Raw genomic sequence first — 18,994 nt, 5'->3', positions numbered from 1 at the left:
TTGTGCCAATTGAATATTTCAGATAGACTTCCTCTTAGCTGATTAAAGTACTTTTTCATCTTTCGCAAATAATGAATATATAAGGCTTTAATCAGTCCTTTCAATATTTTTTATCGTGTACAGAGATTTTAGTTATTTGAATCTTTGATAAACAAAGCGATTATAAATGAAAGAATCATTAATATTGGAATAATAATTAATGTTGTTTGGAATGCGTATAATGATTCATGTGACTGTTTTAGATGAGTTATTAATGCTCCGGTGGTTGGTTGCAAAACCCCTCCACTTAATGGTAAGAACATATTAACTACTGCTAATCCCGTTGCAATCTGCGTTGCAGAAACTGTATTTCTCAACGCAGAATAGTTTAGAACATGAACAGCTTGGACAGCGCCAAAAAGAATACATAAAACTACAGCTATAGGAAAGCTTGTATTAAAAAATAGTAAATATGTAACAATAAAGAACCCAAAAATAGGCGTGATCAATAAGAATTTCTTCTCACCATCAAATATTGATGCAACAGTACCCCATATAGGGCTAGATATAGCTACACCAATAAAAATTAATGAAGTGCAGTAACCAGCGTTGACTTCAGAAAAACCTGTTAGCTGTAAATATTTTATACCCCATAAGTCTGCGAAAAGAACAGTTGTTCCATAGATAGTGAAGCAGTATAGGCCGTTAAACCAAATTTGTTTATTTTTAAATACAGTAATAATATCCTTTAAATTATCTTTCTTATGTTCGTTTTGTTTATTATGCTTAGAGTAGTCAGGATGTACCTGTATTATAAATATGCTAACAAGCAACAAAATTATAGAAATTATAAATAGTAAAGCCATGATTTGTGAAATACTGAAGTGGCTAGCTAAGAATACTAGAGGAGCAGCTGAAAGCGTTGCACCTATATATAGTACAAATTGCGTTAAACCTGTAAATGCAGGAAATAATCTATTTGGCAACCAAATTGCGATTGCTTTTATAGCGCACAATATAGCAAAGCCTCCACCAAACCCAGCTAATATTCTATAAGCCAGAAGCATTGACTCATTATGAGCAATACTTGCGACCAGCATTGCTAGAGAAAATATGGCCGAACTTGCTATCATTACTCTCTTGATACCAAATCTATCCACGAGTATGCCAGCAGGTATCTGTGATATTATATAACTCCAATAAAATGATGAGCTAAACATTGCGGTCGCTGCGAGGCTAAGATTATAAGGTTCTTTCGTGAAGTCATCAAGTAGAGCGCCTGTCGATGATCTTACAAAATACTCAAGAGCATAAAAAAATGCACATGCAAACCAGATGCTTAATCCCAGTGTGGTAACTTTTTTCTTATACATTAGGTTAGGTTCCTCTAAGTCAAAAAAACTATTTAGTGTTCACAGGAAATGTAAATACTAATTAATAATGATGAAAAAATATACTAAACTATAAGTGTTACGAAAGCAAATTTTACTTATTTTTAATATTGTTTTTTAGTTTTTTGCAGGAACAATTCTAGTATTGTTTCCGGACATATATATAGTCACTTCATCGCCAATATTTAAATCATGCTTATCTTCTTGTAATATGGCAAGTGCTTCACCATTACTTAACTGTATTGTAAATTGATAGCCTTTTGAAGAGGTTATGGCATCTTCTGTTGCTCCTCCCGCAATACCGCCAACTATAGCCCCACCGATAGAGCCAGCAATACTGGTAAGCATTCCTGCTCCTGCGCCGGCAAAAGCACCACCAAAAGCACCACCAAGTCCTCCAATTTGGGCACCTATATTACTGTTACCTTTAATTTTGACCTGTTGAATATCTATGATTTTACCTTGCTTTACTTGGGATACTTGGCCTACTGAGTTGGCAGAATAGCTTGGCTGAGATGTGCTACAGCTGTTTAGTAGTAAAAGTGATAAAAATATTAAAGTATAAAAAATATTTCTCATCTAATATTCTCCTAACAAGAAAGTTTATTAGCAATATCCGCGACTCTTTTACCTAATGTTTTACAAATTTTAATCTCATCATCTGACATATTTTTGTTTGGTGAAAAAGTATTTAGATGAGATGCACCATACGGTGTACCACCTGTACGTGTATGCTCTAGAGCTTGTTCGCTATATGGTACACCAACAATTAGGCAACCATGATGTATAAATGGGATCATCATTGATAGTAGAGTGCTCTCATGTCCTGAATGCATTCCAGAGGCAGCTGTGAAAAAGCCAACAGGCTTACCGATTAGACTACCCTTAAACCATATATCACTATGAATTTCTAAAAAGTATTTCAAAGGTGATGCCATATTGCCAAAATAAGCTGGGCTTCCAACAATTAAACCATCGCAGTTTGCAAGATCTTCTTTTGTAGCATATAGATCTCCACTATCAGGAATTTTAGAATCAACCTGTTCAGTTTTTGCTGAGATATTTGGTACGGTACGAACTATGGCAGTAGCGCCTGTAGCTTCTACACCTAGGGCTATGGTATGAGCCATTTTCTTTGTACTTCCACCTTGGCTGTAGTATAGTATTAGTATGTTTTTCATTATTTTTTTTCTATGTTTGAAATCAAGTTATACAAAAAATATTTGTCAATATTTAAAAACTATTGGATCTGGGTCTTAAAAGAATATCTTCGTAAAGACTGTCCAACAGTAGCTGCAGCTATAACTCTTACAAGTTTGTTTGCTATCGTACCAGCTTTCTTCATTATAATAAATATTTTGAATGCTTTTAATGCATTTAGCTCTCTTTCTGAGAATTTGCAGAATTTTCTTTTCCAAAATATGCTTCCCGAGACCGCGGCGACAGTTCAGCAGTACATCACAAGTATTTCTGATAAGATGACCTCTTTGCCAATTACGTCTATTGTAGTCTTGTTAGTTGTTATTTTTTTGATGATTAAAAAATTAGAGATTACATTAAATAAAGTTTTTTATGTTAATAAACAACGACCTCTTGTTCAAAGTTTGTTAGTGTATTGGGCTTTGATGACAATGGGACCTATATTAATGGGCTTTGTATTTATTTCTAGTACGTACCTTATTTCTATGGCTTGGTTTGTGAAAGATATAGGTATTGAGCAATATCTTTTAAACGGATTATCTTTAATCTTTTTAATAGCAGGTTTTTTTGTTTTTTATAAAATATTACCTAATACAAGAATTAGTTCTAGAACAGCATTGATTGTAGCATTTCTGGTGGCTATAGTTTTTTCCATTGCAAAAAAACTTTTTGCATTGTATATGTTCTATGTTCCTACATATTCTGTGATTTATGGCTCACTATCTTTGATACCTATTTTTATACTTTGGGTCTTTGTGGCTTGGCAGATTACACTTTTAGGTGCTGTGATGATCAAAGCTATACAGTATATGGAGGTGACATTAGATTTTAAGAAAGAAGTAAAAAGAGATGATTTAAGTATAAGTGTTTGTATGCTTAAAGAGCTACATGTGGCTCAAAGAGAATTGAGAAATGGGATTAGTATTGATCAGATGTATCAAAAGATGGCGGTTGCTGATTACGATAAAGTTAAGAAAATCTTATATGACTTAGAAACCGCCGGAGTTATTAGGATAACTGCTCAAGATATTTGTTATTTAAATTGTGATGTATTTAGTACAGACTTGTATGAGATATATTTGGCGTGTAATCCAACGATTAATTTCAAAACAAGCTCTATAAGAAAAATTAATGTAATAAAGTCTGACTTATATAAAGATCTTGATATAAAATTATACGAGTGTTTTTAGAGATATAGGAATTATATAATGATATTTGAGACTCTTGATTATTCAGCATTGATTATAAATGTATTGTATACAATATACTTAGCAAGACTTAAAGTATGGTCTTGGTCATTGGGTATAGTAGGTGCGATACTTTTATTATTTTTGTTTGCGATGAAGGGGACCTACTCACTGGTACTGTTGCAATTCGTTTATGTGGTATTCTTCAGCTATGGTTGGTATAAGTGGTATACACAAGGTATAGATGGTGAGCATAAGACTGTTAAATGGATGAAGAGAGCTGACTATTTTCGTTATATTGTGTATCTAGCAATACTATGTATTTTTAGTATTGTATTTAACTATATCACTAGTTCAGCAGATATATTTTCAACAGGTATTCTGACAGGTATTACATTTACAGCAATTATTATGACTATAGAGAAGTTTATGGAGAATTGGATTGTATGGATTGTTTCTGATTTGTACTTCGTTGTAGTTATGTATCAACAAGAATTGTATGGTCAAGTACTACAGAACTTTATATTTTTCATTACAGCTGTTTATGGCTTTTATTACTGGTATAAAAATACAAAAACTGCAGAAGTTAGATAATGATTGTTAAGGTTGCTCTAGCAGTACCTCCAAGTTACTTGCTTGATTACTCTATTAAAGATACTAATGTCGAGCTATTTAGCAGAGTTTTGGTACAGGTGGGTAAGCGTCAACTTATAGGCTTTATTGTAGCTAAAGATATAAAGATTGATTATGAGCTTACAAGAGTAAAACCTATTCTAAAGATTATAGATCAACCTATTAGCGATGCTGTACAAAGACTTATTTTGTGGTTATCGCAGTATTATTGTTGTGATTTATATAATGCTATACGTTTGGCTTTACCAAATGATTTTTTGAAAATTGAGAAAGTTTCTCCTCAGAAAGATACCTATGTATATTTAGATCAAATAGAGCTACAGCAACATAAACTGACTTCAAAGCAACAAGATGTTCTAAAAATTTTTGCTAATAATGAGGCGCTTCGTTTTGAGGAGCTAAAAGAATTAGCTTCTAGCTATGTTATTAATAAACTTCTTGATAAAAACATCCTCAAAAAAACTTATAAGTTAAGACAGTCTAATAATACTATAGAATCAGACTTACCTAAGTTGCTTAATCCAGAACAGCAATATGCTTTTGAGCAAATTGCATCACAATCGGGTTTCAAGGTATCTTTACTTTATGGAGTAACTGGAAGTGGCAAAACAGAGGTTTACTTACATACCATTCAGAGTTTTTTAGCCAAGTCTCAACAAGTTCTTGTCTTAGTGCCAGAAATAAATCTTACACCACAGACAATCAAAAGATTTGAGAAGAGGTTTATAGATAAGAATGTTGTTGCACTACATTCTAAACTAAGTGATAAAACTAGGTTAACTAACTGGTTAAAAATAAAAAATGGCGAAGCTGATATTGTAATTGCTACTCGAAGTGGAGTCTTGGCTGATTTTAAGAATCTTGGGATTATCATCGTTGATGAAGAACATGATAGTTCATATAAGCAACAAACAACAACTATTCGTTATAATGCTCGTGATGTTGCTATATTTCGAGCTAGTCAGCTTGATGTTCCAGTCGTTCTGGGTAGTGCTACACCATCTATTCAAAGTTACTATAATTATCTTATTGGAAAGTATAATTTGCTCAAGCTTAATAAAAGGGCGCTAAACTCACATCAGAATACGATTGAGCTATTAGATCTAAAATCAAGTATTGTTGATAATGGTATTAGTAATACTCTTTTTTCATTGATTGAGCAGAATATCAACGATCATCAGCAGTCATTAATATTTATCAACAAATTAGGTTTTGCTAAGGCTTTGGTCTGTAAGAGTTGCGGAGAGACTGTGGAGTGTAAGAGATGTGATAAACCATATACATTACATACACATCCATATCAGTACTTAGAATGTCATTTTTGTGGTTCTCGTAAGCCAATAGTTACAGCTTGTCCAAGTTGTAATGCTGAAGAGCTTTTTGCTTATGGTAGTGGTACTGAAAAAGTTCAGTCAAGAATAGAGGCGAGATTTCCATATAATAAGGTGGTGCGCTTTGATAGATCAAATATCAAAACTATGAATGATCTACATAGCATCAATCAGATGATAAATGATAAGCAAGTTGATGTTATCGTTGGTACTCAGATGATAGCAAAAGGGCATCATTTCGAGAATATTACATTAGCAGGATTAATTAATATTGATGCTGGTTTATATAGTACTGATTTCCATGCAATAGAGCGAACTGCGCAAACGATAGTTCAAGTCTCTGGAAGAGCTGGAAGGGCGGATAAACCTGGAAGGATAATACTTCAGACATATCAGCCTGATAATAAACTTTTACAGTTATTGGTAAATAGTGACTATCTTGAGTTTCTGGATTATCTTCTAGAGCAAAGAAAGTACGCGAGCTATCCACCATATACCTATCAAGCACAAATCATAGCAGAATCAAAAGATGAAAATAAAGTCTTAAATATGTTGGAGCAAATATATTTGAGTTTGAAAGATAGCTCCGGTGTACAAGTATCTAAACCTCTACCAGCTCTTCATTTGAAAAAGAATAATGTATATCACTATAGTATACTTTTAACCTCAAACTCTCGTAGTCAGATAAATTTAATAATTAAATGGGTTGCTAATACTCAAATAATGTCTAGTTTAAAAAACTCAGTTAAGATGTATTTTGATATTGACCCGATAGAGTTAGGTTGATTTAGCGAACTTCTATTTTTTTGAATTTAAATATTGATGAAGAATTTTAGGATTATCTTTTATCCAGTCATTAAACTTATTAGCAAGATTTTTCCCTGCTGGAGTGTTATTAAACATAAAAGCCTTATATGAAATACTATTATCAACTTTAATTGGTACTTGGCAAATATTTGGATTTATAGAGTGCTGGTACGCAATTTCAGGCGAATCGGTAAACATTATATCTGGATATATACCATCTATGCCATCGGTGATAGATTTAACCGCAAGCTTATTATCAGCGATAATTAATAATTGAGCATTTTTGATTTTCTGTAAAGCAAAGTTCTCATTTGTTCCACCTCTATTTTCTATGATTAGGGTATTTGGATTGTCTATATTTGCAAAGCTCTTGAACTTAGATAAGTTTTTGCAGCTAGTCATAGCAGCCTTACTAAAAGAGCCTAATGGAGTAGAGAATATGAATTTTGCTTGACGAGTAGGAGTTATTGTCATACCTCCTACAAAGACATCAAATTTATTGTCTTTTAGATCACCTTCAGCAGTTGCCCAAGTGGTCTCAACAAATTTAATATCTTCATTATTTGCTTCAGCAAAAGTTTTTATGAGATCGATATCTTTCCCGGAGAATTTATTATCGTTTTTGTTATAAGTTGAAAAAGGAGCATAATCTCCAGTTGTTCCAACAATAATATCTGCATAACAATTAGATGTTATAACAAGAAATAAAGTGATAGTCAGAGATATTATTTTTTTCATTTTTTAAAACAAATAAAATTTGAATGAAAAAATTTTATATCAAAGAGAAGAAATAAAATAGAAGAAAATAGCAGATAGAAAATTAGTCTTCTTTTTTGTCAATTCTGCTAGCTACGAAACAACCAGCGCCAACAGCTACAAATGCAGATGTAATCCATAATAAATAAAACATACTAGTCTCCTCTTAGTATAACTCGTGAGAGTTTGCTTTAACTTCTTCAGCAGATACTCTACGACCATTTGCCCACATTTTCTTATACACAAAGAATGTATAAGAGAAGATGATTGGAAGTATAATAACAGCTGCACATAATATACCTATTAGAGAAGTTTGGCTACTACTTGCGTTAAATACTGTCAAGCTATATTGGAAGTTGCCGACATTAGATACCATAATGAATGGGAATAATGCAAAGCCAACAGTTAATACAGCACCTAGTAGAGAGGCCATACTAGCTATGAAAGCAGCACCATCTTTATCTTTGTTGTTGAACTTGATAACAAGTAATGCACCAACAAAAGCCAGAATAGGAGCAAACCACATCCAAATAGTTTTAGCTTGCGTGAAGTTATAATACCAAGAATGGTCATTAGTAATAACTCCAGCACTGAATGGATGTTGTAATGCTTCTGATGCGTATGTACAACTTGCACCAGTAGAGTACTGATATCCAGGTATTAGAGCAATCCAAATAGCTGCGATTACAAATAAGACTAAGTAAATAGTCGCTGTAACATTTGTAATTTTTCTGAATCTATCTCTTAAAACGCCATCTGTTCTAAGCTTAGCATAAGCTGAACCATGCATTAGTGACATATTTAGAGCAAATATACCAAACAATAATGCAAATGGAGTTAGTAAGTGTATCAAAGTAACCCACATAGATTGATACTGGCCGTTAGTAACAGCACCATATATTAATCTTGAGGTATCATCATAAGAGATAGGAAAACCTAAATATAAGTTACCAACAGCTACACCCATGACAACTATAGGAATAACACTTCCTAACAAAAGCATCCAGTCCCAGAAGTTTTTCCATGTAGGGTTATCTATTTTCTTTCTGTACTCAAAAGCAGGAGGTCTTAAGAAAAGTCCCCATAACACTAGTAAGATAGCGATATATAAACCTGAGAAGCTAGTAGCATAAACTTGTGGCCAAATAGCAAATATAGCACCACCAGCTGTAATAAACCAAACTTGGCTACCATCCCAAGTAGGGCCAACTGTATTTATGATAGCTCTTTTTTCGTAGTCATCTTTACCAACAAATTTGGCAAGAATACCTACACCAAAGTCAAAACCAACAGTAGCAGCTACTAAGAATATTAGAACCCCTACAACTAGCCAAGAGATAATTTGTAAAACATCTAATAACATTTATCTCTCCTTATTTATCATTTTTGTTTTGTTCAAAATGGTATTTACCAGTGCCTAACGAACTAGGTCCTAGTCTTGCATACTTGAACATTAAGAAAATTAGTACAGCAAATAAGCTTAAGTCTATTAGACAGAAGATTGCCATAGATGTACCTACATCAGCAGCCGTAAGAGCTGAAGAACTTATACTAGTAGGAAGCTCTCCATATACTGTCCAAGGCTGACGACCATGCTCTGTTACGAACCAGCCAGCAGAGCAAGCAATAAATGGTAATGGGATTGACCATAGCATTACTCTTAATACAAGTCTGCTAAATTTAGAGCTACCTAAAGAGTTTTTAGCAAGTAGGATTAAGCCAACAAACATTAGAGCAAATAATAATAGACCAATTCCAACCATTATTCTAAATGCCCAGAATATGCTAACAACTTCAGGAACCATATTAGTAGCAGTTGCTTTTACTAATTCAGGATCGTTAGCAACTTTTGCTATCGTATCTGAATCAGCTTTACCGTACTTCTCTTGAGCTACTTGTACAAGTAACTTACCGAAGCCCATATATCTTTGATATTCAGGGTTGTTGTAGTTAACATAGCTAGCATCAGGAGTATCACCTTCATGACCAGTTTCTCTCCACTTAAGAAGATCTGCATACGCTAAACCACCATCTCTAATCATAACTACCGCAGCAGGTACTTTTTCGTACTTAGCAGGGTTAGCAGCAGCTACTTCTGGAGATACATCAGCAGTTTCACCTGTTGCGATATCTCTATAGTATGCAAGGCTAGGGTCTCTAGTGCCATTAGCATCTGCTTTTCCATAGAGGATAGCTTTGATACCTGGGACTTCTACATCTGTAGAGTGAGTAGCGATTAGACCAAGTACAGCAGGAATCTCTACTGCATAATGGTTTTCTTGATCAGCATTGCTCGGGATAGCTACAGCATTGAAAGCAGCAGGAGCTTTAGAAGTATCCCACTCAGCTTCTATTGAAGCCATTTTTAATGGTTGTACTTTAAATGCATCTACACCGTTTGCATCACCGAAGAACATCGCCATAGTACATGCAACGATACCGAAACCTAAGCCAACACCCAAAGATCTTTTAGCAAAACCGCTATCACGATTTTTTAGTAGATAGAAAGCACTAATACCGATTACAAAAGTCGCACCAGTTGTGTATCCAGCTGTTATCACGTGACCAAAGTTTGTTTGTGCTGTTTCATTTAGGAATACTTGAAGTAAGCTTACAGTTTCCATTCTCATTGTAGATGCAACGAACTCAGAACCAACAGGATGTTGCATATAACCGTTAGCAACCAATATTAGTAACGCAGAGAAGCTTGAACCTATTGCTAAGCAGAATGTAGACAGTAAGTGTTGTTTCTTTGATAACTTATCCCAGCCGAAGAAGAATAAACCAGCAAAAGTAGACTCAAGCATAAATGCTGCCAAGCCTTCAATAGCCAGAGGTGTACCAAAAATATCACCTACTGATTGAGAGTAGTATGACCAGTTAGTACCGAATTCAAACTCCATGGTTAGACCAGTAATAATCCCTAGAGCGAAGTTAATTCCGAGTAATTTACCCCAAAACTTCACCATATCTTTATATACTTGCTTACCTGTTCTTACGTACATTAGTTCCATTGTGAATAAAATCCACGTTAGCCCTAACGTTAGAGGAACAAATAAGAAGTGAAATGATGCTGTTAAACCAAACTGCAATCTTGCTAAGTCAACAGACATGAGCGTTGGTAACATGTTGCTTCTCCTTATAGTTCTAGTATTTTAGTGTTATTTCCTTTTTGTAAAAGAATTGGAAAGAAAAAATCTTATAATTTGATAATTTAGAGGTCTTTTCTTGCCTTATAATTATACACTCCAAATTTTAACATATTAATAGCCTAAATCAAAAATTAAATTCGAGTGAAGATATTGAAAATAAAGGCTTTGAGTATACTAAAATGGTATAGTATCTGGTTTGAATTTAGATACCTAATGCAGGTGAAATTAAGCTATATATTAGCTTTTGAGAAGTTATTTATTTAAAACGGAGGGGTTGAATTTATACTGCTACAAGCTGCATATTTAAAAATCTTATTTGTTATATTTAAATTTCTTATGTATAAAATACATTTAATTTAAAGATTAAAGATCTATTTTTAGACTTTTTGCTAGTGCTTTGAGTTTTTTCATAGTTTCTGGAAGCTTCCTGATGGCTATCCATTGTTTTGCTAATTCAGTATCTTTATAGGCAGGGTATCCCATATGACTCTCACCAGCAGGTACATCCCACATCACACCAGCCTTACCGCCTATTCGAGCTCCGCTGCCTATTTTGGTATGATCTTTGATGCCGGCGTTACCCGCTATTACTACACCATCTCCTACTGTTACAGAGCCACTGATACCTACTTGTCCGCATATCATGCAACCCTTACCAATAATGACATTGTGACCTATCTGAACTAGGTTATCGATTTTTGTATAATCACCAATTATTGTTGAGCCGTATTTAGCATTGTCAATACATGTGTTTGAACCAATATCTACAAAACTGCCAATCACAACATTACCTATATGAGGAATTCTAACTATACTTCTACCATCTTCTGAAGGTCTGTAGCCAAATCCATCTGTACCTATAGAGCAGTTTGAGTATAGTCTACAGAAGTGTCCTATAACTGTTCTATCTCGAATTGTAACACTAGGCCATATAATGCAGTTAGTACCAATTTTTGTATCGTTGTAAATACATACATTGGCGTAGATTATTGTATTATCACCAATTTCAACATTTTTACCAATGTATGCTCCTGGGCCAATTTCAACATTTTTACCAATTTTTGCTGATGGGTCTATAACAGCTTTTTCATGAATGCCATTTTGTTCAGGGTATGGTACAGAGAATAGTTCTAGTACCTTAGCCATGGCTAAGTCTGCGTTATTCACTACCAATATTGGCTTATCATTAATTTTTGCTAACTCAGTGCTAATCTTATCACTGACAATAGCAGCGGCAGCCTTTGAGTTTTCCCAAAGCTTAATATGCTCGTGTTGATCTATCAAAGTCAAATCATTTTCTTTTGCGGATTCTGCATAATTAAGTCCTGAAATAATAACTTCAGTAGACGGGTTATTGATTATTCTTGCTTTTAGAATATCGGAAATTTGTTTGAGAGTGTGTTGCAACATCTTCCCCTAAAGTACACTTGTACTACAAAGATAGCATACTTCAACGTATTTTGATATCAGCTAAAGTTGCATTAGTCACCAACACCAAAATCAGTATTGCTGACAAGTATCTCAAATTGTGGATCATTAAATAGCTCTTTATATTCATCTAAAAACCATTTTTTCAACTCTTCATCTGCTTTTATTGATGTTGTATTGTTTACATATAGATTCAAAGTTGTGTGATTAAAGTGTTTTTTAGCTATTTCAATATCTTTTTTTATTATCTCTTTTGTTTGACCTTTGACACCAATCAAGAGACAAACTGAGTCAAATAGCTCACTTAGCTGTTGGGGTGATGTATGAAAGAATCCTTTATTTAAAATTTTTTCTCTAAACTGATTATCAAAGCTTTCTAAACCAGTTTTGATAAAGATATTAGTATCAAATAGATCTTTGATTTTGTGTAGATGGTCTTTGTACATCCAGTGCGCTTCGACAAAAAGTAGTTTGATATCTTTTTCTTGAACTATTTCTTTAATACGATTTTTAGTTGCTTGAGGAAGTTCAAATACATTGCCTGAATTTATTATTTCAAGAACACCAAACTCTCCGCTAACATTGTTTAAAATATCAAAATTAATAGAGTTGATTTCGTCAATATTTTTTGAGTTATCTAGTATATAGTCACAAAAAGTACATTTTCCATAAGCACAAGGGCGACTTTTTAGCAGTACGATTTCTCTTTTGTAGCGATGGACATCTGTGATTTTGCTATAACGATCCATTATTTGATGTACTCCTGTGCTTGTATTAAGGCTAGCTCATCAGTGTTTAATTCGTGTGTAACCCTGAAGATGCCGTCCAAACATCTAGTAACCAAACTTAGAGCTTCATCTAATGTTTTACCCTTTAAAAGATAACTTAAAAACATCGCTGCAGTAATATCACCTGAGCCACTTACTTTAGGTTGAACTTTATATTTGGCAGATTCCATATAAGAAAAGTTATTGTTCTGGTAAATTGCAATACCAGTTTTATTTTTATCAAAAGACACACTTGTAACGATTATGATTTGCTTTTCATTTTTGGTTTTTACAATTAGACTTTGGCATGCTTTGACTATATCTTCATGCTTTCTTATCTCGACACCGCTTAGTACACTTAGCTCAAATATATTTGGTGTAATTATGTCAGCTAATGGTAATAAATATTTTAAGAATATTTCTGGGTGATCGTTTGATGCAAAAATATGTCCTGTTTCATCTTCATCATATTTATCACCAAAGACAGGGTCACAGCAGTATAGGCTAGCTTGTTTTTTTTCTTTTAGTAATGTGACTGTATTTGCAATAACTTTAGCAACATCGACGTTGCCGATATATCCAGATAAGATAGCATCCTGTTTTGCTAAGAAGTTGTTAGTAATCAAGCCTTCTATAACATTTTGGATATCTTCAGCACTAAAAAAAGAACCTTTAAAAAAGTCGTATTGAGTATGGTTTGAGAGCTGGACTGTATATATTGGAGAGACTTCTATACCAAGACGCTGCATAGGGAATACGGCAGCTTTATTACCGGCATAGCCATAGGCTACATGAGATTGAATAGATAATACTTTTGGGGTACTTACACTCATTATTTATAATCCTAGATTACTCTTTATGTTTGTTAGTAAATTAACAGATGCTTCTTTATTGCCAAACTTACCTATTCGGATAAGTAAATTAACAGTATTGTCGTTACCTTTGAGTAGTTTTATATCAAAATTAACCGTATGGACTTTGTCAAAAAAACTGCCGTTGATAGTGTACGTGCCAGTGATGTTCGCGGTGTCATCATTGATGTTGCTAGTTACTATTTTATTACTACCGTTATTTAGAGCCAAAAGTGTTGCATTGTATACACTTTGCAGGCTAGTGTTATCAATTTTAGCAGAAAAAGTACCATTCACAAATCTTGCAATAGATTCGCCTGCTGAGTTCAGATTGCTAGTTAAATCAGATGTGTTCGAGCAGCTAACTAGTGTTAAACTTACTAGCATTGATACTGCCCACATTTTAAGAAATTTCATAAGAATTTTGTCGATTTTAGTTAATAAACTAAAGTTTATAACACTGTTTAATCTTTGTAAATTAGTTATATCGAGTCTAGACTCTTGAAAAACTAGTAACAACCCATATACTCTACAAAAGAAGATAAGAGGTTTTGGAGAGACTGTGTCTGTATATAATCAGTTTGAGGAATTACTAGAGTTCTTAAACAATCGTGTTGTTGGTCAAGAAAATTTAAATAAGCGTTTATTGATAGCATTGCTAGCTGGAGGACACTTGCTTGTAGAGGGAGCTCCTGGGTTAGCTAAGACAACTGCGATCAAAACATTGTCTGAAAGTATAGATTGCTCTTATCATAGAGTGCAGTTTACACCGGATCTTTTACCGGCAGATTTGACAGGGACAGAGATATACATACCTCAGCAACAGAGCTTTGAGTTTCAGTCAGGGCCATTATTTCATAACCTATTGCTTGCTGATGAGATAAATAGGGCGCCTGCAAAGGTTCAGTCAGCATTGCTTGAAGCTATGGGAGAGAAGCAAATCACAGTGGGTAAGAAGACATATCCTTTGTCTAATCTTTTTATGGTGATGGCTACGCAAAACCCAATTGAGCAAGAAGGTACTTATCCACTTCCTGAAGCACAGTTAGATAGATTTATGCTTTTTGTGAAGATTGAGTATCCAGATCCAAAAACTGAAGCAAAAATTCTGTCTATAAGTAGAGGTGAAGCACTAGGGCATAAATTACGCTACCCGAGTATTTCTCAAGAAGCGATTTTTGCAGCACAAGAGGAAGTATTGAATGTTCAAATGTCAGCAGCTCTTGAGCAATATATTATTGAGTTAATTCTCGCTACTAGAGATCCATCAAAATATAGTCCAAGTATCAAAAAGTGGATTGCCTTTGGCGCAAGTCCTAGGGGAACAATAGCGCTAGATAGAGCGGCTCGAGCGCATGCTTGGCTATCTGGCAATGATTATGTATCTCCTGGAGATGTCCATGCAGTTATATATGAAGTGCTACGTCACAGAATATTGCCAACATTTGAAGCAGATGTTGATGGTATCACAAGTGATGATGTGATTGCTGAATTGCTAAAGGCTGTGCCAATCCCATAGAGTATCCTCAATGAAAAGTTATAAAGGTGTTAAGGCTGATATCCAAGAGCTTTTGAATCATCGCTATCAGGCAAAGTCACTAAAATTATTTGCTAATCAGAAAGTTAATACGACTAATGCTGGTACAAATATTTCTAACGCAAAAGGTCGTGGTATGGACTTTGATGAGGTTAGACATTATCAAGCAGGCGATGATATTAGATTGATGCACTGGTCACTTACAGCAAGGCTTGGTAAACCATACACTAAAGTTTATCATGAAGAGCGTGAACGTAGTCTGTATTTTATTGTTGATCAAAATAGTACAATGAACTTTGGTACAAGGGAGTGCTTTAAGTGTGTTAAGGCTGCTAATACATTAGCGTTATTAGGGTTTGGAGCGTTAGAGGCTCATGATAAGGTTGGAGGCATTATTTTTGATGATCAAGGCTATAACTTCTACCCTGCAAAACAAGATAAATCAGCCTTGATTAAAATGTTTAATCTTATAACGACTGATCACAAAGATTATCAGCTTAAATCTCAAAAGAAACTAGCAGATGTTATAAAGTTTCTGTATGCGAAAGTTCGTAGTAATAGTGTGATAATTATTATTAGTGACTTTAGTAGTTTTGATGAGCAAGCAAAACAGTATCTTAAATTATTGAGAGCTAAAAATGAGGTTATAAATATATTTAGTTATGATCCTATAGAAAAGGAGTTACCTGCTTTAGATACATATTATTTTAGTGATGGTGAGCATCGTATAGTATTAGATGCTGCGAGTAAGAAACAAAGAAGTGTTTATAAAAACCTTTATCAAGAAAGATACACTGCGATAAAGGATTTTTCACGTAAGAATAAAACAGGGTTTATTGAGATAGCAACGAATGATGATCTGGTTAAAGCAATAAACTATGGGATAGCTAATTATGCAAACTAATGATCTTTTGGCTCAATTAAAAGATATTTATTTGCCTGCAAGGGTCTCTCAATGGTGGCCTTTGGCTTATGGTTGGTGGTTACTTTTAGGTTTGATTGTACTAGCTTTTATTATCTTCTTGATCATTCTACATTTTAGAAAAAAGAGAAATAGTTACAAGGATTCTATTATTAATGATTTTAGAAGGGCAATAGAAGAGACTCAACAAAATAAACCGAAAGAGGTTTTGCAAAATATATCTGTATATTTAAAAAGAGTAGCATTACAAAAATTCCCAAATCAACAAATCAAAACTCTACATGGTGAGCAATGGCTTGAGTTTCTCGACTCTAAAATGAAAAATCAAAATTTCAAAAATACCAAAGCTAATATGTTGGCAAATAGTTATAGAGCTGTCGAATTAGATAAACAAACGTTAAATGAAATTTTGACTGTGGCAGAGCAGTGGCTAAGGAGAGTATTGTGATTAATATAGAATATCCTTGGTTTTTGGTTTTGATTATTTTACCTGTTGTTAGCTATTGGATATTTCCAAGAGTAAAACATGATAAGCAGCTGGCACTAAAAATACCATTTTTTGCTCAGTTGGAATCTCAGTTGAGAGGTAATAAAAATGGAGACTTTACCAAAGCAAATTATCTTAAATATATTCTAAGTACTATTTGGATATTATTGATTATTTCAGGTTCTGGTATCCAGTGGTTAGGCAAACCAGTTAGCTTGCCGCAAAGCGGTAGGGATCTAATGATGGCTATTGACCTATCTGGTAGTATGGCTATCCAAGATATGCAGAAGTCTAATGGTAAAATGGAGTCAAGATTTGATCTTGTAATGCGTGTTGCTAATGAGTTTTTAGATACACGTCAAGGAGATAGAGTAGGTTTGATACTTTTTGGTACTTGGGCATATTTGCAAACGCCGTTGACTTTTGATATCCCAACTGTCAAAAAAATGCTTGATGATGCAAGTATTGCTTTACCAGGTCCACAAACTGCTATAGGCGATGCTATAGGTTTGGCAGTTAAGAAGCTCAAAAGATACCCAGGTGACTCTAAAGCTCTTGTTTTGCTAACAGATGGTGAAAATAACTCCGGAGCGCTACAGCCTATGCAGGCAGCAGAACTTGCAAAACAGTATCATATAAAGATATACACCATAGGTTTGGGTGGTGGGCAAATGATGGTTAAGACTACTTTTGGTGAAAGATTAGTTAATACATCAGAGGATCTAGATACAGAAGTATTACAAAAAATTGCCACAATGACCGGAGGGAAGTTTTTTAGAGCTCAAAATAGTACTGATTTGAAACAAGTATATGAATCGATAGATCGGCTAGAGCCGATAGAGTCAGACAAAACAGTAGTCAGACCAGTTACATATCTATATCCTTGGAGTCTTGGTTTTGCATTGCTGTTAAGTTTTGTGATGGCTATAGTATGGTTGAAGCGTAGGAGAGGATATTAGTATGGATTTTCATTTTCTGCGTCCGTGGTGGCTGTTAGCATTAGTGCCTATTGTAGTTTTTGTTATTTTACTTTTTAGAAGTTCTTCACAAGCAAATAGTTGGGCTAAGTATTGTGATAGTCATTTATTGGAGCATATAGTTGTAGGTAAGCAGTCAAAAACTAAAAAGTCATTAGTGCCATTTTTGTTTTTGTGTTTGTGGATTATATCTGTGCTAGCATTAGCAGGTCCTACATGGAAGTATAAAGATGTGCCTGTATATCAAGAAAATGTTTCGAGAGTTATTGCTTTAGATGTTTCGCAGTCGATGGACACTACAGATGTTTCTCCAACTAGGCTTGAGAGAGCTAAATATAAGACTTTAGATATTTTGCGTAGAATAAAAGAAGGTCAGGTTGGGATGATAGTATTCTCAAGTGAGCCATTTGTTGTTTCGCCATTAACATCTGATGCGAATACTGTTGAGAACCTTGTCCCTGTTATTAATTCAGATATTGTGCCTGTGCAGGGTAATAATATCTATAAAGCTATAGAAAAATCTGCTCAGTTAATTACTCAAGCAGGTGCAAAAAAAGGTCAGATAATTTTGATAACAGATTCAGCACCATCAGCTGATGCTATCGCCAAAGCAAAACAGTTAGCAGAGCAGGGTATAGATACTGATGTATATGCAATAGGAACTCCAAAAGGCGGTATTGCTAAAGATGATAAGGGTAATTATATAAAAGATGATGGAGGCAATATCCAGTATTTTGGTATAGATATGAATCAACTTGAAGCATTAGCAAAAGCTGGATCTGGAAAATTAGTGACTTTAACTGCTAATAATACTGATATTAAAAAGATACTATCAGATACACAAGGCAATGGTAAAAAGAAATCAGATAAAAAGTCGGCAAATATTTTTTGGCAGGATGAGGGGATTTATTTTATTTGGTTACTGGTAGCTATGAGTTTACTATTTTTTAGAAGAGGTATTTTGGAGAGAATATGTCGCTAAGAAAATTAATATTTATCTTGTTACTATTGCCATGTTTTTGTTTTGCGAATAAGTGGAATGATTTATGGCAAACAAGAGATCAACAAGGCATGAGCTATTATGATAGTGGTAATGCAAAAAAAGCGGCTGAAGCTTTTGAAAATAGTAATTGGAAAGGTTCTTCATACTATAAAGCCGGAGACTACCAAAATGCATATCAAGAGTTTAAAAAAGATGATTCAGCTAAAGGGTTGTATAATCAGGGTAATGCCTTAACGCACATGGGCGAATACAAAAAAGCTATAGACGCATATACAAAAGCTATACAAAAAAGACCAGATTTTATAGATGCAAAAAATAATTTAGAAGTAGCAAAAGAGCTAGATAAACAAAAAGATAATCAGCAGAATTCTCAAGACAACAAAGACAACAAAGACAACAAAGACAACAAAGACAATAAAGACAACAAAGACAATAAAGATAATAAAGACAATAAAGATAATAAAGATAATAAAGATAATAAAGATAATAAAGATAATAAAGATAATAAAGATAATAAAGATAATAAAGATAATAAAGATAATAAAGATAATAAAGATAATAAAGATAATAAAGATAATAAAGATAA

At 34.0% G+C, this 18,994-nt stretch carries 20 protein-coding genes; 9 read left to right on the top strand and 11 right to left on the bottom strand.

Annotated elements, in window-relative coordinates:
• Positions 1-128 precede the first annotated feature (128 nt).
• From F3D57_RS06930 to wrbA, 3 genes are all read right to left on the bottom strand, one after another.
• Complete coding sequence (locus F3D57_RS06930) at positions 129-1,352, bottom strand: MFS transporter (RefSeq protein WP_150465697.1); 1,224 nt, start codon at positions 1,350-1,352, stop codon at positions 129-131.
• A gap of 135 nt (positions 1,353-1,487) precedes the next feature.
• Complete coding sequence (locus F3D57_RS06925; RefSeq protein ID WP_150465696.1) at positions 1,488-1,949, bottom strand: hypothetical protein; 462 nt, start codon at positions 1,947-1,949, stop codon at positions 1,488-1,490.
• Between the two features lie 11 nt (positions 1,950-1,960).
• Positions 1,961-2,551 (bottom strand): NAD(P)H:quinone oxidoreductase, encoded by a 591-nt coding sequence (gene wrbA, locus F3D57_RS06920; protein ID WP_150465695.1) that lies wholly within the window; start codon positions 2,549-2,551, stop codon positions 1,961-1,963.
• 12 nt (positions 2,552-2,563) lie between these two features.
• On the opposite strand from wrbA, the gene F3D57_RS06915 reads away from it, so the two are divergent.
• Genes F3D57_RS06915 through priA form a run of 3 tightly spaced genes read left to right on the top strand, consistent with a single transcriptional unit; the run spans position 2,564 to position 6,507 of the window.
• Complete coding sequence (locus F3D57_RS06915) at positions 2,564-3,760, top strand: YhjD/YihY/BrkB family envelope integrity protein (RefSeq protein ID WP_150465694.1); 1,197 nt, start codon at positions 2,564-2,566, stop codon at positions 3,758-3,760.
• A gap of 18 nt (positions 3,761-3,778) precedes the next feature.
• The gene (gene pnuC, locus F3D57_RS06910; RefSeq protein WP_150465693.1) at positions 3,779-4,351 is read left to right on the top strand and encodes a nicotinamide riboside transporter PnuC; all 573 of its coding nucleotides are present in this window, start codon (positions 3,779-3,781) and stop codon (positions 4,349-4,351) included.
• Positions 4,351-6,507: a primosomal protein N' gene (gene priA, locus F3D57_RS06905; RefSeq protein ID WP_150465692.1), complete on the top strand. Its 2,157-nt coding sequence runs from the start codon at positions 4,351-4,353 to the stop codon at positions 6,505-6,507. Before pnuC ends, priA begins: the two co-directional genes overlap by 1 nt.
• Before the next feature lie 12 nt (positions 6,508-6,519).
• Here the strand turns inward: priA and F3D57_RS06900 are convergent, their stop codons facing one another.
• From F3D57_RS06900 to F3D57_RS06865, 8 genes are all read right to left on the bottom strand, one after another.
• Entirely contained in the window at positions 6,520-7,266 is a 747-nt protein-coding gene (locus tag F3D57_RS06900) for a transporter substrate-binding domain-containing protein (protein ID WP_150465691.1), read from the bottom strand.
• An 82-nt stretch (positions 7,267-7,348) separates the two neighbouring features.
• A complete protein-coding gene (locus tag F3D57_RS06895; RefSeq protein WP_030003323.1) occupies positions 7,349-7,438 on the bottom strand; it encodes a hypothetical protein in 90 nt (29 codons plus the stop codon).
• A 12-nt stretch (positions 7,439-7,450) separates the two neighbouring features.
• Entirely contained in the window at positions 7,451-8,647 is a 1,197-nt protein-coding gene (gene cydB / locus F3D57_RS06890; RefSeq protein WP_013921973.1) for a cytochrome d ubiquinol oxidase subunit II, read from the bottom strand.
• Between the two features lie 10 nt (positions 8,648-8,657).
• Positions 8,658-10,412 carry a cytochrome ubiquinol oxidase subunit I gene (locus F3D57_RS06885; RefSeq protein WP_149369116.1) on the bottom strand — a complete coding sequence of 585 codons (1,755 nt, stop codon included), beginning with the start codon at positions 10,410-10,412 and terminating at the stop codon, positions 8,658-8,660.
• 387 nt (positions 10,413-10,799) lie between these two features.
• Complete coding sequence (gene lpxD, locus F3D57_RS06880) at positions 10,800-11,843, bottom strand: UDP-3-O-(3-hydroxymyristoyl)glucosamine N-acyltransferase (RefSeq protein WP_150465699.1); 1,044 nt, start codon at positions 11,841-11,843, stop codon at positions 10,800-10,802.
• A 74-nt stretch (positions 11,844-11,917) separates the two neighbouring features.
• Entirely contained in the window at positions 11,918-12,613 is a 696-nt protein-coding gene (locus tag F3D57_RS06875) for a radical SAM protein (RefSeq protein WP_013921976.1), read from the bottom strand.
• A complete protein-coding gene (pdxY, locus tag F3D57_RS06870; RefSeq protein WP_013921977.1) occupies positions 12,613-13,464 on the bottom strand; it encodes a pyridoxal kinase in 852 nt (283 codons plus the stop codon). Before pdxY ends, F3D57_RS06875 begins: the two co-directional genes overlap by 1 nt.
• Before the next feature lie 3 nt (positions 13,465-13,467).
• Complete coding sequence (locus F3D57_RS06865) at positions 13,468-13,899, bottom strand: DUF3568 family protein (RefSeq protein WP_179951681.1); 432 nt, start codon at positions 13,897-13,899, stop codon at positions 13,468-13,470.
• 145 nt (positions 13,900-14,044) lie between these two features.
• On the opposite strand from F3D57_RS06865, the gene F3D57_RS06860 reads away from it, so the two are divergent.
• The 6 genes from F3D57_RS06860 to F3D57_RS06835 all read left to right on the top strand — a co-directional run.
• Positions 14,045-15,001 (top strand): AAA family ATPase, encoded by a 957-nt coding sequence (locus F3D57_RS06860; protein ID WP_150465690.1) that lies wholly within the window; start codon positions 14,045-14,047, stop codon positions 14,999-15,001.
• 10 nt (positions 15,002-15,011) lie between these two features.
• Positions 15,012-15,923 (top strand): DUF58 domain-containing protein, encoded by a 912-nt coding sequence (locus tag F3D57_RS06855; RefSeq protein WP_150465689.1) that lies wholly within the window; start codon positions 15,012-15,014, stop codon positions 15,921-15,923.
• A complete protein-coding gene (locus F3D57_RS06850) occupies positions 15,913-16,389 on the top strand; it encodes a DUF4381 domain-containing protein (protein WP_150465688.1) in 477 nt (158 codons plus the stop codon). Before F3D57_RS06855 ends, F3D57_RS06850 begins: the two co-directional genes overlap by 11 nt.
• Positions 16,386-17,387: a vWA domain-containing protein gene (locus F3D57_RS06845; protein WP_191092368.1), complete on the top strand. Its 1,002-nt coding sequence runs from the start codon at positions 16,386-16,388 to the stop codon at positions 17,385-17,387. The genes F3D57_RS06850 and F3D57_RS06845 overlap by 4 nt, the downstream gene beginning before the upstream one ends.
• Position 17,388: 1 nt before the next feature.
• Positions 17,389-18,387, top strand: a complete 999-nt coding sequence (locus F3D57_RS06840) for a vWA domain-containing protein (RefSeq protein ID WP_150465686.1) — start codon at positions 17,389-17,391, stop codon at positions 18,385-18,387.
• Positions 18,378-18,994 (top strand): tetratricopeptide repeat protein (locus tag F3D57_RS06835; RefSeq protein ID WP_224728162.1); only part of this gene is annotated, 617 nt, incomplete at its 3' end. The genes F3D57_RS06840 and F3D57_RS06835, both read left to right, overlap by 10 nt.

Origin of the sequence: Francisella sp. SYW-2, assembly GCF_008711475.1 — a bacterium.
Classification (GTDB): domain Bacteria; phylum Pseudomonadota; class Gammaproteobacteria; order Francisellales; family Francisellaceae; genus Francisella; species Francisella salimarina.
Note: the sequence above shows the minus strand (reverse complement) of the source record. Positions and strands in the feature narration are given on the sequence as shown.

Excerpts from the sequence above, each read along its gene's own strand:
- F3D57_RS06930 (WP_150465697.1), bottom strand. The coding sequence starts at position 1,352 with ATGTATAAGAAAAAAGTTACCACACTGGGATTAAGCATCTGGTTTGCA.
- F3D57_RS06925 (WP_150465696.1), bottom strand. The coding sequence starts at position 1,949 with ATGAGAAATATTTTTTATACTTTAATATTTTTATCACTTTTACTACTA.
- wrbA (WP_150465695.1), bottom strand. The coding sequence starts at position 2,551 with ATGAAAAACATACTAATACTATACTACAGCCAAGGTGGAAGTACAAAG.
- F3D57_RS06915 (WP_150465694.1), top strand. The coding sequence starts at position 2,564 with ATGTTTGAAATCAAGTTATACAAAAAATATTTGTCAATATTTAAAAAC.
- pnuC (WP_150465693.1), top strand. The coding sequence starts at position 3,779 with ATGATATTTGAGACTCTTGATTATTCAGCATTGATTATAAATGTATTG.
- priA (WP_150465692.1), top strand. The coding sequence starts at position 4,351 with ATGATTGTTAAGGTTGCTCTAGCAGTACCTCCAAGTTACTTGCTTGAT.
- F3D57_RS06900 (WP_150465691.1), bottom strand. The coding sequence starts at position 7,266 with ATGAAAAAAATAATATCTCTGACTATCACTTTATTTCTTGTTATAACA.
- F3D57_RS06895 (WP_030003323.1), bottom strand. The coding sequence starts at position 7,438 with ATGTTTTATTTATTATGGATTACATCTGCATTTGTAGCTGTTGGCGCT.
- cydB (WP_013921973.1), bottom strand. The coding sequence starts at position 8,647 with ATGTTATTAGATGTTTTACAAATTATCTCTTGGCTAGTTGTAGGGGTT.
- F3D57_RS06885 (WP_149369116.1), bottom strand. The coding sequence starts at position 10,412 with ATGTTACCAACGCTCATGTCTGTTGACTTAGCAAGATTGCAGTTTGGT.
- F3D57_RS06875 (WP_013921976.1), bottom strand. The coding sequence starts at position 12,613 with ATGGATCGTTATAGCAAAATCACAGATGTCCATCGCTACAAAAGAGAA.
- pdxY (WP_013921977.1), bottom strand. The coding sequence starts at position 13,464 with ATGAGTGTAAGTACCCCAAAAGTATTATCTATTCAATCTCATGTAGCC.
- F3D57_RS06865 (WP_179951681.1), bottom strand. The coding sequence starts at position 13,899 with ATGAAATTTCTTAAAATGTGGGCAGTATCAATGCTAGTAAGTTTAACA.
- F3D57_RS06855 (WP_150465689.1), top strand. The coding sequence starts at position 15,012 with ATGAAAAGTTATAAAGGTGTTAAGGCTGATATCCAAGAGCTTTTGAAT.
- F3D57_RS06850 (WP_150465688.1), top strand. The coding sequence starts at position 15,913 with ATGCAAACTAATGATCTTTTGGCTCAATTAAAAGATATTTATTTGCCT.
- F3D57_RS06840 (WP_150465686.1), top strand. The coding sequence starts at position 17,389 with ATGGATTTTCATTTTCTGCGTCCGTGGTGGCTGTTAGCATTAGTGCCT.